Source organism: Phycicoccus avicenniae (assembly GCF_050496545.1).
Taxonomy (GTDB): domain Bacteria; phylum Actinomycetota; class Actinomycetes; order Actinomycetales; family Dermatophilaceae; genus Phycicoccus; species Phycicoccus avicenniae_A.
In genome coordinates this window covers 60205-72903 of record NZ_JBNVZV010000021.1, presented here as the reverse complement: position 1 = coordinate 72903, position 12699 = coordinate 60205, and the positions used below count along the sequence as shown (strand labels likewise).

At 74.9% G+C, this 12699-nt stretch carries 13 protein-coding genes; 10 read left to right on the top strand and 3 right to left on the bottom strand.

Annotation, left to right across the window (positions count from 1 at the left end; all coding sequences use genetic code 11):
* Positions 1-123 precede the first annotated feature (123 nt).
* The 6 genes from ACQZ2A_RS16240 (at position 124) to ACQZ2A_RS16215 (ending at position 5140) form a co-directional block, all read left to right on the top strand.
* Positions 124-1707, top strand: a complete 1584-nt coding sequence (locus ACQZ2A_RS16240; RefSeq protein ID WP_430213253.1) for a succinic semialdehyde dehydrogenase — start codon at positions 124-126, stop codon at positions 1705-1707.
* Positions 1704-3404, top strand: a complete 1701-nt coding sequence (locus ACQZ2A_RS16235; RefSeq protein ID WP_430213252.1) for a GMC oxidoreductase — start codon at positions 1704-1706, stop codon at positions 3402-3404. The genes ACQZ2A_RS16240 and ACQZ2A_RS16235 overlap by 4 nt, the downstream gene beginning before the upstream one ends.
* The gene (locus ACQZ2A_RS16230; protein ID WP_430213250.1) at positions 3401-3712 is read left to right on the top strand and encodes a DUF1905 domain-containing protein; all 312 of its coding nucleotides are present in this window, start codon (positions 3401-3403) and stop codon (positions 3710-3712) included. The genes ACQZ2A_RS16235 and ACQZ2A_RS16230 overlap by 4 nt, the downstream gene beginning before the upstream one ends.
* A 37-nt stretch (positions 3713-3749) precedes the next feature.
* On the top strand, positions 3750-4427 hold the full coding sequence (locus tag ACQZ2A_RS16225; RefSeq protein ID WP_430213248.1) for a DedA family protein: 678 nt from the start codon (positions 3750-3752) through the stop codon (positions 4425-4427).
* A 96-nt stretch (positions 4428-4523) separates the two neighbouring features.
* Positions 4524-4751 (top strand): FitA-like ribbon-helix-helix domain-containing protein, encoded by a 228-nt coding sequence (locus tag ACQZ2A_RS16220; protein WP_430213246.1) that lies wholly within the window; start codon positions 4524-4526, stop codon positions 4749-4751.
* Positions 4748-5140: a type II toxin-antitoxin system VapC family toxin gene (locus tag ACQZ2A_RS16215; RefSeq protein ID WP_430213244.1), complete on the top strand. Its 393-nt coding sequence runs from the start codon at positions 4748-4750 to the stop codon at positions 5138-5140. The genes ACQZ2A_RS16220 and ACQZ2A_RS16215 overlap by 4 nt, the downstream gene beginning before the upstream one ends.
* 23 nt (positions 5141-5163) lie before the next feature.
* Here the strand turns inward: ACQZ2A_RS16215 and ACQZ2A_RS16210 are convergent, their stop codons facing one another.
* Together ACQZ2A_RS16210 and ACQZ2A_RS16205 are read right to left on the bottom strand one after the other, a co-directional pair.
* Positions 5164-6939, bottom strand: a complete 1776-nt coding sequence (locus ACQZ2A_RS16210; protein WP_430213242.1) for an ABC transporter ATP-binding protein — start codon at positions 6937-6939, stop codon at positions 5164-5166.
* A complete protein-coding gene (locus ACQZ2A_RS16205; RefSeq protein WP_430213240.1) occupies positions 6939-8654 on the bottom strand; it encodes an ABC transporter transmembrane domain-containing protein in 1716 nt (571 codons plus the stop codon). Before ACQZ2A_RS16205 ends, ACQZ2A_RS16210 begins: the two co-directional genes overlap by 1 nt.
* Positions 8655-8782: 128 nt before the next feature.
* On the opposite strand from ACQZ2A_RS16205, the gene ACQZ2A_RS16200 reads away from it, so the two are divergent.
* Entirely contained in the window at positions 8783-9220 is a 438-nt protein-coding gene (locus ACQZ2A_RS16200) for a VOC family protein (RefSeq protein WP_430213238.1), read from the top strand.
* Positions 9221-9232: 12 nt separating this feature from the next.
* On the opposite strand, the gene ACQZ2A_RS16195 is transcribed toward ACQZ2A_RS16200, so the two are convergent.
* Entirely contained in the window at positions 9233-9766 is a 534-nt protein-coding gene (locus tag ACQZ2A_RS16195) for an MOSC domain-containing protein (protein ID WP_430213236.1), read from the bottom strand.
* Positions 9767-9818: 52 nt separating this feature from the next.
* Between ACQZ2A_RS16195 and ACQZ2A_RS16190 the strand changes: the two genes are divergently transcribed.
* From ACQZ2A_RS16190 to guaA, 3 genes are all read left to right on the top strand, one after another.
* A complete protein-coding gene (locus ACQZ2A_RS16190; RefSeq protein WP_430213234.1) occupies positions 9819-10580 on the top strand; it encodes an SURF1 family protein in 762 nt (253 codons plus the stop codon).
* Positions 10567-10944, top strand: coding sequence for a DUF3817 domain-containing protein (locus tag ACQZ2A_RS16185; RefSeq protein WP_430213232.1), 378 nt, complete (start codon positions 10567-10569; stop codon positions 10942-10944). Before ACQZ2A_RS16190 ends, ACQZ2A_RS16185 begins: the two co-directional genes overlap by 14 nt.
* 67 nt (positions 10945-11011) lie before the next feature.
* The gene (gene guaA / locus ACQZ2A_RS16180) at positions 11012-12607 is read left to right on the top strand and encodes a glutamine-hydrolyzing GMP synthase (protein ID WP_430213254.1); all 1596 of its coding nucleotides are present in this window, start codon (positions 11012-11014) and stop codon (positions 12605-12607) included.
* The last annotated feature ends 92 nt before the right edge of the window (positions 12608-12699 follow it).

Below are 12699 nucleotides of genomic sequence, written 5' to 3'. Positions count from 1 at the left end.
GGGGGGGGGGGGGGGGGGGCGGTGGGCCACCCCCCCCCCCCCTCGACCCGGAGTGCTGACCGTTCAGCGACCGGTCCTCGTGCACCGGGTGACGGCGCGGGCCCCGCTGGTTACCCTCGGGTAATGCCCGACGTCATCGCCGACCCGGAGACCGACCCCCGCGCCACGTACGCGGTGGACCCCGCGCGGGTGCGCGCCCTCACGGCGGGCGTCGTCGCCTCGGGGGAGCCGATGACGACGCACACGCCGATGACCGGCGCACCGCTGGCCGTCCTGCCCACCTCGACCGCCGCGGACGTCGGCGTCGCGGTCGACCGGGCCCGGGCCGCCCAGCGCCGGTGGGCCTCGGTACCGGTCGAGCGGCGGGCCCGCATCCTCCTGCACCTGCACGACCTCGTGCTCGAGCGGCAGGGCGAGCTCCTCGACCTCGTGCAGCTCGAGTCCGGCAAGGCCCGCAGCCACGCCTTCGAGGAGGTCGCCGACGTCGCCATCGTGTGCCGGTACTACGCACGCCGCGGGCCGGGGCACCTCGCGCCCGAGCGGCACCTCGGGGTCTTCCCGCTGCTCACCCGCAGCACCGAGCACCACCGGCCCAAGGGCGTGGTCGGCATCGTCTCGCCGTGGAACTACCCGCTGAGCCTGGCCGTCACGGATGCCCTGCCGGCCCTGCTGGCGGGCAACGCCGTCGTGCTGCGGCCGGACCCGCAGGGCTCTCTGACCGCGCTGGCGGCCGTGCGCCTGCTCGTCGAGGCGGGTGTCCCGGACGACCTCGTCCAGGTGGTGCTGGGGCCGGGTGACCCCACCGGCGCGGCGGTCGTGGAGCGCACCGACTACGTCTGCTTCACCGGGTCCACGGCCACCGGCCGCACGGTCGCGGCCGCCGCCGGGCGCCGACTCGTCGGCGCCAGCCTCGAGCTCGGCGGCAAGAACACCGTCTACGTCGCGGACGACGCCGACTTGCGCCGCGCGGTGCCCGGCGTGCTGCGCGCGTGCTTCGCCTCGGCCGGGCAGCTGTGCGTCAGCGCCGAGCGGCTCGTGGTCCACGAGGCCGTCGCCGACGCCTTCCTCGAGCGCTTCCTCGATGCGGTGCGCGCCGTGCGGCTCTCGACCGGGCTGCACTGGGACGCCGACATGGGCAGCCTCGTCGGCCCCGCCCAGCTCGAGCGGGTGCTCGGCCACGTCGAGGACGCCGTCGCCAAGGGCGCCACCGTGCTCGCCGGCGGGCGGGCGCGCCCCGACGTCGGGCCGTTCGTCGTCGAGCCGACCGTCCTCGCCGGCGTCACCTCCGCGATGGCCTGCCGCGACGAAGAGACCTTCGGCCCGGTCGTCGCGGTCTACCGGGTGCCCTCCGACGACGCCGCGGTGGCGCTCGCCAACGACACCGAGTACGGCCTCAACGCCTCGGTCTGGACGCGGGACACCGCCCGGGGGCGCTCGCTCGCCGCGCGCATCTCCGCGGGCACGGTCAACGTCAACGAGGGCTACGCCGCCGCCTGGGGGAGCATCGGCTCACCGATGGGCGGGATGAAGGCCTCCGGGCTCGGCCGGCGGCACGGGCGCGAGGGCGTCCTCAAGTACACGGAGGCGCAGAACGTGTCGGTGCAGGGGCTGGTCAACATCGCCGATGTCCCGGGGCTGCAGGGCGCGTCGTACGCCCGCGCTCTCACCGGTGCGCTGCGGGCGATGCGCGCCGCGAGGCTGCCGTGAGCCCCGCGGCAGAGCCCGACGTCGACCTCGTCGTCATCGGGTCCGGCTTCGGCGGCTCGGTGGCGGCGCTGCGGGCGGCCGAGAAGGGCTACCGGGTGCTCGTCCTCGAGGCGGGAAAGCGGTTCGAGGACAACGACTTCGCGAAAACCTCGTGGGACCTGCGGCGCTTCCTCTGGGCGCCCCGGATCGGCTGCTACGGGGTCCAGCGCATCCACCGGCTGCCCGACGTCGTCGTGCTCGCGGGCGCCGGGGTGGGTGGTGGCTCGCTGAACTACGCGAACACCCTCTACCGGCCGCCCTCGGCCTTCTACCGCGACCCCCAGTGGCGCGACCTCGCCGACTGGGAGGCCGAGCTCGCGCCCCACTACGACACCGCGAGCCGGATGCTCGGCGTCGTCACCAACCGCTGCGACGGCCCCGTCGAACGCGCGATGCGCGGCGCCGCGGAGGACCTCGGCGTCGGGGAGTCGTTCCGGCACACCCCGGTCGGCGTGTACTTCGGGAAGCCCGGCGAGACGGTCGACGACCCGTACTTCGGCGGCGCCGGGCCCCGGCGCACCGGCTGCACCGAGTGCGGCAACTGCATGGTCGGCTGCCGGGTCGGGGCCAAGAACACGCTCGTGAAGAACTACCTCGCGCTCGCCGAGGGCCTCGGGGTGGAGATCCGCCCGATGCGCACCGTCGTCCGGCTCGGCGAGGTGCCCGGGTCGGCGGCGGGTGACGGCGAGCCGTTGCTCCGCGTCCTCCACGAGCGCACCGGTCCGCGCGGCGGACGGGGCCGCCAGGTGGTCACCGCCCGCCGGGTCGTCGTGGCCGCCGGCGCCTGGGGCACCCAGACCCTGCTCCACGCGATGCGTGACGAGGGCGAGCTGCCCTCCCTCTCACCGCGACTGGGGCACCTCACACGCACCAACTCCGAGTCCCTCGTCGGGGCGATGACCGAGCACGCCCCGCGGGACGCCGACCTCACCCGCGGCGTGGCCATCACGACCTCGTTCCACGTCGACGCCGACACGCACGTCGAGAACTGCCGGTACGGCGTCGGCTCGAACGCCATGGGCCTGCTCGCCACCCTTGCGGTGCCGGGTGGGGGAGACCGGCCGCGGTGGCTCGAGTTCCTCCGGATGGTCGCCCGCGACCCCCGGCCGCTGCTCCGGATGCTCCCCACGACCCGGCGCTGGAGCGAGCGCATCGTCGTCGGCCTCGTCATGCAGAGTCGCGACAACTCGCTGCGCGTCTCCGGCAGGCGGCGGTTCGGCCGGCCGGGACTTACCTCGACGCAGGGCCACGGCGAGCCGAACCCGACGTGGATCCCGCAGGGGCAGGCCGCGATGGCCGCGCTCGCCGACCGGGTCGCGGCCGCCACGGGCGAGTACACCGTGGCCGGCGGCTCGTGGCCCGAGGTCCTCGACGTGCCGATGACCGCGCACTTCCTCGGGGGCGCCGCGATCGGCGGGTCCCCCGAGACCGGTGTCCTCGACCGCTACCAGCGCGTCTGGGGGCACCCCGGCATCTCGGTGCTCGACGGCTCGGCGATCTCGGCCAACCTGGGGGTCAACCCGTCGCTGACCATCACCGCGCAGGCGGAGCGGGCGATGGCGCACTGGCCCTCGCCCGGCGCGCCGGACGAGCGGCCGACCCAGAGGGCGCTGCTCGCCGACGCGGTGTCGGTGCCGCGTGCCACCGTGGGGGCGTGAGCGGGCGACATCCCGGGGAGTGGCGCTTCAGCGCGCCGTTGTGGCGCTGGCGCGAGGGGTCGTGGCACTTCGTCACCGTCCCGCAGGACGTCAGCGACGAGGTCGACGCCCTCGTCGGTGACGCCACCGGCGGGTTCGGCTCGGTGCGCGTCGAGGTCACCGTCGGCGCCACCACGTGGCGCACCAGCCTCTTCCCCTCGAGCGAGGAGGCCGCCTACGTCCTGCCCGTCAAGAAGGCGGTCCGCAGCGCCGAGGGGTGGGCCGAGGGCGAGCCGGCGCAGGTCGGCATCCGCGTGCTGACGGGCTGAGGTCGGGCCGGTGCGCGCCGTCCCGTAGCGTTGGGGAATGGAGAGCATCACCGGCCCCGTCGTCGACGTCATCGGCGCCGTCGGGGAGGTGGGGGTCGGCGCGCTCATCGCGCTCGAGACCGTGCTGCCCCCCATCCCCTCCGAGGTGATCCTCCCGTTCGCGGGGTTCGCCGCGGCCGACGGCCGGCTCAACGCCCCCTTGGCCTGGGCCTGCGCGACCCTGGGGTCGCTCCTCGGGGCGGGGCTCCTCTACTGGTTCGGGTACGCGCTCAGCTACGAGCGGCTGCACCACCTCGCCGGGAAACCGTGGTTCTTCCTGTTCGGCCAGCGCGACCTCGACCGCGGCTTCCGCTTCTTCGACCGGCACGGCTCGGTCGTCGTGCTCGTCGGGCGGTTCGTCCCGCTCATCCGCTCGATCGTCTCGGTGCCCGCGGGCATGGACCGGATGCCCCTGCCGCGCTTCCTCGCCCTGACCACGCTGGGCAGCGGCATCTGGAACGCGGTGTTCATCTACCTCGGCTTCCGCCTGCGCGAGGACTACGAGCTCGTCGAGCAGTACATGGGGCCGGTGAGCCGCGGCGTCCTCGCGATCTGCGTGGTCGTCCTCGTCTGGCTCGTCGTGCGGCGCGTGCGCGAGCGCCGGTCCGCCGCGGGCGCTCCCGAGCCGGAGCCGTTCCACCCCGGTGAGGACCGCCGCGTCGGCGCCGACGACTGAGCGGTGACGACGCCGACGCCTGAGCGGTGACGACACCGACGCCTGAGCGGTGACGACGCAGGCTGCATGCGTTGCGCATGCTTCTATGCTTGCTGCATGTCCATGCTGCAGATCCGCAACGTGCCGCCCGACGTCCACCGCCGGCTGAAGGCCCGCGCGGCGATGCAGGGCGTCTCGCTCTCGGAGCTCGCACTCACCGAGCTGCGCCGGTCCCTCGACCGGCCCACCCGTCAGGAGCTGCTCGCCCGCGTCGCGGCGCGCGCGCCGGCGGATGTCACCGAGACCTCCGCCGAGGCCGTGCGGGCCGAGCGCGACGCGCGGTGATCGTCCTCGACGCCTCCGCCGTCGTCGAGCTGCTGCTGGGCCTGCCGAGAGCCGCCTCGGTGGCGGACCGGATCGCCGACCCGGACCTCTCCCTCCACGCCCCGCACCTGCTCGGTGTCGAGACCGCCCAGGTGGTGCGTCGGTTCGTCCGCGCCGGAGTGGTAACCGCGGACCGCGGCGCGCAGGCCCTCGTCGATCTCGTCGACCTCGACGTGGAACGCCACGAGCACGAGCCTCTCCTGCCGAGGGTCTGGGAGCTCCGCGACTCCGTGACGGCGTACGACGCGACCTACCTGGCGCTCGCCGAGGTCCTCGACGCCCCCCTGCTCACCCTCGACGCCCGGCTGGCGCGCTCGGCGGGTCACACGGCCGCGGTCGAGCTGCTCTGATCCGGCCCGACGGGGTCGGACGCTCAGCCCTCGTCCCGCCAGGAGCGCCAGAGCGCGGCGTAGGAGCCGTCGGCCGCCAGCAGCTCGTCGTGCGAGCCGAGCTCGGCCACACGCCCGCCGTCGACGACCGCCACCCGGTCCGCGTCGTGCGCCGTGTGCAGCCGGTGGGCGATGGCCACGACCGTCCGGCCGGTGAGCACCGCCCCCAGCGAGCGCTCGAGGTGGCGGGCGGCCCGCGGGTCGAGGAGCGAGGTGGCCTCGTCGAGGACGAGCGTGTGCGGGTCGGCGAGCACCAGCCGGGCCAGCGCCAGCTGCTGGGCCTGGGCCTCGGTCAGCTCGTGGCCGCCGGAGCCGACCCGGGTCGCGAGCCCCTCGGGCAGGCGCTCGGCCCAGTCGAGCGCGTCGACGGCGTCGAGGGCGGTGAGCAGGTCCTGGTCCGACGCCTCGGGCCGGGGCAGGCGCAGGTTCTCGGCGAGGGTGCCGACGAAGACGTGGTGCTCCTGGGTGACGAGCGCGACCTGGCCGCGCAGGTCGTCCAGCTCGAGGTCGACGAGCGGGACGTCGCCGACCGTGATGCGGCCGGTGCGCGGGCCGTCGACGCCGGCCATCAGCCGCCCGAGGGTGGACTTGCCGGCCCCGGACGGACCGACGACAGCCAGCCGCTCACCCGGCCGCAGGTCGAGCGAGACGCCGTGGAGCACGTCCTGACCCTCCCGGTACGCGTACCGGACGTGCTCGACGGCCAGCCGGTCGTCGGCCGGCACGGCGCCGGTGGCCACTCGGTCCGGGGGCACCTCCCCGACACCGAGGATGCGCGACATCGAGGTGGCGGCGAACTGGATCTCGTCGAGCATCCCGACGAGCTCGCCGAGCGGGTCGAGGAGGCGCTGCACGTAGAGGACGACGGCGGTCGTGGTGGCGACGGGGATGACGCCGTCCCAGGCGAGCCAGCCGCCCCAGAGCAGCGCCCCGGCGACCGGCGCGAAGAAGCCGACCTCGAGCCAGGGGAACCAGCGCAGCCGCAGGCCCACCGTGTAGCGCTCGGCGTCGTGGCTCTCCCGGATGGCCTCGGCGAACCGCTCGCCGCGCTCGTCGGACAGCCCGAGCGCGTCGACGGTCGCGGCGCCCTCGACGGTCTCGGCGGCCACGCCGTTGAGCCGCGCGTAGCTGGCGTGCTCCCAGAGGTAGCCGGGGCCGGCGAGGCGCAGGTAGCGGCGGGTCGGCAGGAACCAGACGAGCGGTGTCAGCAGCAGGGGCAGCGCGGCGAGCGGTGAGGCGAGGACGGTGGCGACGCCGGTGACGAGCACGGTGGTGATCGACACGACGATCGTCGGGATGCCGAACCGGATGACGTAGCTGATGGCGTCGATGTCGTTCGTCGTCCGGGCCAGAAGGTCGCCGGTGCCGGCCCGCTCGACGGTCGAGAGCGGCAGCCGCACGGCGGAGGCGACGAAGGTCTCGCGCAGCCGTGCGAAGACCTGCTCGGAGAGCACGAAGGAGCTGCGCCGCGCCACCCACGTCGCCCCGGTCTCGGCGAGGACGGCCGCGGCGAGCAGGCCGACGAGGACCGGGACCGCGGTGATGGTCGCGCTCCCGGTGGTGACGAGGCCGACGACCTGCCCGATCACCCACGGCCCGACGAGCCCGACGACGGCGGCCACGAGGTGCCAGAGCAGCACCCATCCGAGCGGGCGGCGGTGGTCGCGCAGCAGGACCCGCACGTGCGCGCGCACGACGGCCCCCGGCGCGATGGGCAGCGTGCGGCGGGCGTGATCGGTGCGCAGCGACAGCGGCGACATCAGTCCTCCTCCCCGCGGACGACGACGGCGTGGTAGGCCGGGTGGCTGCGGGACAGCTCGCGGTGGGTACCGGTGGCCACGACCCGGCCGCCCTCGACGAGGTGGACCACGTCGGCGTGGTCGAGGAGCAGCGGGCTGGCCGTCACGACGACGGTGGTGCGCCCCTTGCGGTGCTCGGCCAGGCGCACGGCGATGCGCGCCTCGGTGTGCGCGTCGACGGCGCTCGTCGGCTCGACGAGGACCAGCACGTCGGGGTCGCGCAGCAGCGCCCGGGCCAGGACGATGCGCTGGCGCTGCCCGCCGGACAGCGAGCGGCCGCGCTCCTCGACCTCCCCGTCCAGCCCCTCGTCGACGGCGGCGAGCGCGTCGTCGGCATCCGCGACCGCGACCGCGGCCAGGCGCTGGTCGTCGTCGGCGCCGCCGAGCTCGCGGCGGAGCGGTCCGCTGAAGAGGCGGGGGTCGGCCTGCGAGACGAGGATCCGCGCGCGGACGTCGGCGAGCGGGAGGTCATCCAGAACCGTTGCGCCCCAAGTGACCCCGTGCCGTCCCGGCAAGGTGCGCCCGAGGCGAGCCGCGACGGCAGCGGTCTCCTCGGGGCGTGCGCCGACGAGGGCGGTGAGCACGCCGGGCTCGGCGGTGACCCCGGACGTCGGGTCGGTGAGCACCGCGTCCGGCGGCGTCCAGCCGCGAGCCGGCAGCTCGGGGTGGTCGGGGTCGGTCGCGAGGATGCGGGCGATGCGGCGCGCGGCGACCCGCGTCGTGATGAGCTTGTCGGCCATCTCGACGGCGGTCTGGAGCGGGATGGTCAGGAAGGCGGTGTAGCCGTAGTAGGCGACCAGCTGGCCGGGGCTGATCTCGCCGTTCACCGCGAGGTTCGCGCCCACGCCGGTGACGACGAGCACGAAGATCCCGGGCAGCAGCACCTGGGCGGCGTCGAGGGTGGCCTGCGTGCCGGCCACCCGCACACCGGCCCGGCGGACGGTCTGCGACTGCTCGCGGTACCGGTGCAGGAAGGAGTCCTCGCCGCCGATGCCGCGCAGCACGCGCAGCCCGGCGACGGTGTCGGCCCCGAGCGCGGTGAGGCGGCCGGCCTCCTCGCGCTGCGCGCTCTGCCGGCGCTGCAGCGGCTTCATGACGAAGGCCAGCGAGGCGACGAGCAGCGGTCCGCCGACGAGCATCACCATCCCGAGCAGCAGCGAGCCGCGCAGCAGGATGACGGCGACGACGACGAACGAGGCGACCGCCCCCATGAACCGGGCGAGGACGTCGAACGAGTGCCCCATCCGGCCGAAGTCGCTCGTGAAGCTCGCGAGCACCTCGCCGGCCGGCATCGTGCGGGTCAGGGCCGGCCCGCTGCGGCGGACGGCGCGGTCGGCGACGACCCCGGCCCGGAAGGCGGCCGTCAGCCAGTTCTTCACGGCGAACCAGTGCCGGCCGTTGCCCGCAGCCGCCGACACCAGGCCGAGCCCCACGACTGCCAGCGACCACAGCACCAGGGCCCGCCCGTCGCGCGCGACGATGCCGGCGTCGACCGCGCGGCCGACCGCCGCCGGGACGAGGGCGACGGAGAGCATCCACGGGATGCCGAAACAGGCCCCGGCCACGAGCGTGCGCCACTGCCGGCGCGCGAGCCACACGAGGAGGCGGTCGGCGTCGGCCGGTGCCTGGTCGTCGGGTCGCACGCCGAACGTCCACGGAGGTCGGCGGCTGGGCATCGCCTCCACGCTACGACCCGGACCGGGCCCCCGGCGAACCGTTTTCGCCCTCCCTCCCCGCGGTCGAGTGCGGAAGTGGTGGTCCCGGCAGCCACTTCCGCACTCGACTCCGGGCTAGCGTGCGAGGCATGCCGATCCGACTGGAGAACGTGGCCATCGCCGTCCGTGACCTCGCGGCGACCATCGCCTTCTTCACCGACCTCGGGCTCACCGTGCTCGGGCGCGACGAGGTGAGCGGGGAGTGGGCCGACACCGCCGTCGGGCTCGACGGCAACCACGCGAAGATCGCGATGCTGCAGACGCCGGACGGCAACGGCCGGCTCGAGCTCTTCGAGTACATCCACCCGGACGCGATCGAGACCGAGCCGACGCTGCCGCACGAGATCGGGATGCACCGCGTCGCGTTCTCGGTGGACGACCTCGACGAGTCCCTCGCGGTCGCCGCCCGCCACGGATGCCACCCGCTGCGCGGCGTCGCCACCTACGAGGACGTCTACCGGCTGACCTACGTCCGCGGCCCGAGCGGCATCATCGTGATGCTCGCCGAGGAGCTCCGGAAGGGCTGAGCCGCGCGCCCGTCAGGGGAGACGGGGCCGCGGCGGAGCGGAGGCCGCGATGCGGGAGGCGGCGGCCCGTTCGGCGGCCTCCGCCGGGTCCGACCGCAGGGCGACCGCGCTGTCCCCGAGGGCGATCCGACCACCCTCGACGACCCGGAACACCGTGCCCGCCCGGTCGTGCAGGGCCGCGGCGGCACCGGGGGCGATCTCGTCGTCGAGGATGCGGCACGGCGCCGCGATGCGGACCACCTCGAGCAGCACCGGGCCGAGGCGCAGCTGCTCGCCGGGGCGGGCGGGGACGCGGCCGTGCGAGAGGGTCACGTTGCGCCGCGTGCCCGCCGGGGGCACCTCGGACCCGAGCCGGGCCGCCCCCTCCGCGAGCTGCTCGGCCGACTGCACGGTCACGTGCCGGTGGCGCGAGCCGTGGTACCGGTCACCGACGAGCCCCGCGCCGGCCTCGGCCTCGACGGCGTCCACGGCCCGCATCGGCAGGCGTCGGCCGGGCGCGATGTGGATCGCGGTGACGACGGGGGCGTCGTCGGCGGGCTCGGGCACCCCGTCATCCTCGCCGACCGGCGGCCCAGGCGGCTCACGTACCCTCGAAGACGTGCTCCGGACCGCCCTGACCCCGCGGTTCCTCGGCCTGCTCGCCCTGGCGCTCGTCGTCGGCGCCGTCTTCGTGCAGCTCGGGCGCTGGCAGCTCGGCGTGGCCGAGGGGTCGGCGCGCCAGGACGCCGTCGAGGCCGCCCGCGCGCAGGCCCCGGTCGCCCTCACCGACGTGCTGCGGCCGCACACGGCCTTCCCCGGTGAGCTCTCGGCCCGTCCGGTGACCCTCAGCGGGCACTACCTGTCGGACGGCCAGCTGCTCGTGCCGGACCGCCGCCTCGAGGGCCGCGCCGGCTCGTGGGTGATCACCCCCTTCGTCGTCGACGGCACCGGAGCGACCCTGCCGGTGCTCCGAGGGTTCGTCACCGACCCGGCGCAGGCGGGGACGCCGCCCACCGGGGACCTCGCGCTGGCCGGTGGCATCGCGCCCCCGGAGTCGCCCGCCACGACGGCGACCGGGCCGGGGGAGATCGGGTCGGTGGACACCTCGGTGCTCGCCAACACGTGGGACGGCGACCTCTACAACGCCTTCCTCTTCCTCGCCGAGGAGTCGCCGGCCACCGGCGAGCAGCTGGCGAAGGTGCCGACCCCGCTCCCCCCGACCGGCCTCAGCTGGCGCAACGCGGCCTACGCGGTGCAGTGGTGGGTCTTCGCGGCCTTCGGCCTCTGGCTGTGGTGGCGGATGGTCCGCGAGGAGTCCCGCCGGGGCGGTGGCGCCGACCTCGTCGCGGCGGGCGACAATGGAGCACGTGAGCACTCCTGAGGCCCGGCCCGCCACGACCATCGCGCCCGAGGACGTCGACGCCGTCCGCCCGCGCCTGACCTTCTTCAAGGTGATGGCCTTCGTCGTCGGCGTCGGCCTGCTCGTGCTCGTCGTCGAGATGGTGCTCTCCTACGGCTTCGGCATGAAGGGCACCGACAACCCCCTGTACTGGTGGCCCCAGCCGCACGGCTTCATCTACATGGTCTACCTCGTCGCGACCGCCCTCCTGGGGTTCAAGGTCGGCTGGCCGCTGGGGAAGATGGTGCTCGTGATGCTCGCCGGCTGCGTGCCGTTCCTCTCCTTCTGGGTCGAGCGCCGCGTGGCCCGGGAGGTCGAGGACGGCCTGGCCGCCGCGCGCCGATAGCCTTGGCCGCGTGAGCGACGCCCCGGAGCTGCCCGCCGACCCCTCGCCCGTCGACCCGTCCCACGCGGTGGTCGAGGGCGGGGAGCCGATCCACCTCGCCGACCGGCCCGTGCTCGTCGTCGACTTCGGCGCCCAGTACGCCCAGCTGATCGCCCGGCGCGTGCGCGAGGCCAACTGCTTCAGCGAGGTCGTGCCGTCCTCGATGAGCGCCGAGGACATGCTGGCCAAGGACCCGGCGGCCATCGTGCTGTCCGGTGGGCCGTCGTCGGTGTACGAGGAGGGCGCACCGCGCCTCGACCCCGCGCTGCTGCAGGCCGGCGTCCCGGTCTTCGGCATGTGCTACGGCTTCCAGGCGATGGCCCTGGCCCTCGGCGGGGTCGTCGAGAAGACCGGGCTCTCGGAGTTCGGCGCGACGCCGGCGACCGTCCTCGATACCTCCTCGACCCTCTTCAACGGCCAGCCGGCCGAGCAGTCGGTGTGGATGAGCCACGGCGACTCCGTGGCCGAGGCGCCGGACGGGATGCGCGTCACGGCCACGACCTCGGGCGCCCCGGTCGCCGGGTTCGAGGACGACGAGCGGCACCTCTACGGCGTGCAGTGGCACCCCGAGGTGATGCACTCGACCTTCGGGCAGCGCGTCCTCGAGAACTTCCTCGTCAAGGGCGCCGGGCTGTCGGGGGAGTGGACGGCGGCCAACGTCGTCGAGGAGCTCGTCGGGGCCGTCCGCGAGCAGATCGGCGACAAGCGGGTCATCTGCGGGCTGTCCGGCGGGGTCGACTCGTCCGTGGCCGCCGCGCTCGTGCAGCGGGCCGTCGGCGACCAGCTGACCTGCGTCTTCGTCGACCACGGCCTGCTGCGCGCCGGCGAGGCCGAGCAGGTGCAGCAGGACTTCGTCGCGGCCACGGGGGTCGACCTCGTGACCGTCGACGCCGAGGAGCGCTTCCTCGCCGCCCTGGCCGGCGTGAGCGACCCCGAGGAGAAGCGCAAGGCCATCGGCCGCGAGTTCATCCGCGTCTTCGAGCAGGCCGCCCGAGACATCGTGGGGTCGCACTCCGGCGCCGAGGACCACCCGGTCGAGTTCCTCGTGCAGGGCACGCTCTACCCGGACGTCGTCGAGTCCGGCGGCGGCACCGGCACGGCGAACATCAAGTCGCACCACAACGTCGGCGGGCTGCCGGACGACCTCCAGTTCACGCTCGTCGAGCCGCTGCGGCTGCTCTTCAAGGACGAGGTGCGCCAGGTCGGGCTCGAGCTCGGGGTGCCCGAGGGCATCGTGTGGCGCCAGCCGTTCCCGGGGCCGGGGCTCGGCATCCGCATCGTCGGCGAGGTGACGCACGAGCGGCTCGAGGTGCTGCGGGCCGCCGACCGCATCGCCCGCGAGGAGCTGTCGGCGGCCGGGCTGGACCGCGAGATCTGGCAGTGCCCGGTCGTGCTGCTGGCCGACGTGCGCTCGGTCGGGGTGCAGGGCGACGGGCGCACCTACGGGCACCCGGTCGTGCTGCGGCCGGTGTCGTCCGAGGATGCGATGACCGCCGACTGGACCCGCCTGCCCTACGAGGTGCTGGCCAGGATCTCGACCCGCATCACCAACGAGGTGCGCGAGGTCAACCGGGTGGTCCTCGACGTCACGAGCAAGCCGCCGGGCACCATCGAGTGGGAGTGAGCGCCGGGCGCTGAGCCCGTCGCCCGGCGCGTGAGGCCGCGGCGGGGTCGCGCCCCGGTCAGGCCGGGCGAACTCTTGTCTCCCCAGAACTC

Bases quoted from the DNA above. Each gene is read 5' to 3' on its own strand.
- ACQZ2A_RS16240 (WP_430213253.1), top strand. From the start codon at position 124: ATGCCCGACGTCATCGCCGACCCGGAGACCGACCCCCGCGCCACGTAC.
- ACQZ2A_RS16205 (WP_430213240.1), bottom strand. From the start codon at position 8,654: ATGCCCAGCCGCCGACCTCCGTGGACGTTCGGCGTGCGACCCGACGAC.
- ACQZ2A_RS16200 (WP_430213238.1), top strand. From the start codon at position 8,783: ATGCCGATCCGACTGGAGAACGTGGCCATCGCCGTCCGTGACCTCGCG.
- ACQZ2A_RS16220 (WP_430213246.1), top strand. From the start codon at position 4,524: ATGTCCATGCTGCAGATCCGCAACGTGCCGCCCGACGTCCACCGCCGG.
- ACQZ2A_RS16225 (WP_430213248.1), top strand. From the start codon at position 3,750: ATGGAGAGCATCACCGGCCCCGTCGTCGACGTCATCGGCGCCGTCGGG.
- ACQZ2A_RS16210 (WP_430213242.1), bottom strand. From the start codon at position 6,939: ATGTCGCCGCTGTCGCTGCGCACCGATCACGCCCGCCGCACGCTGCCC.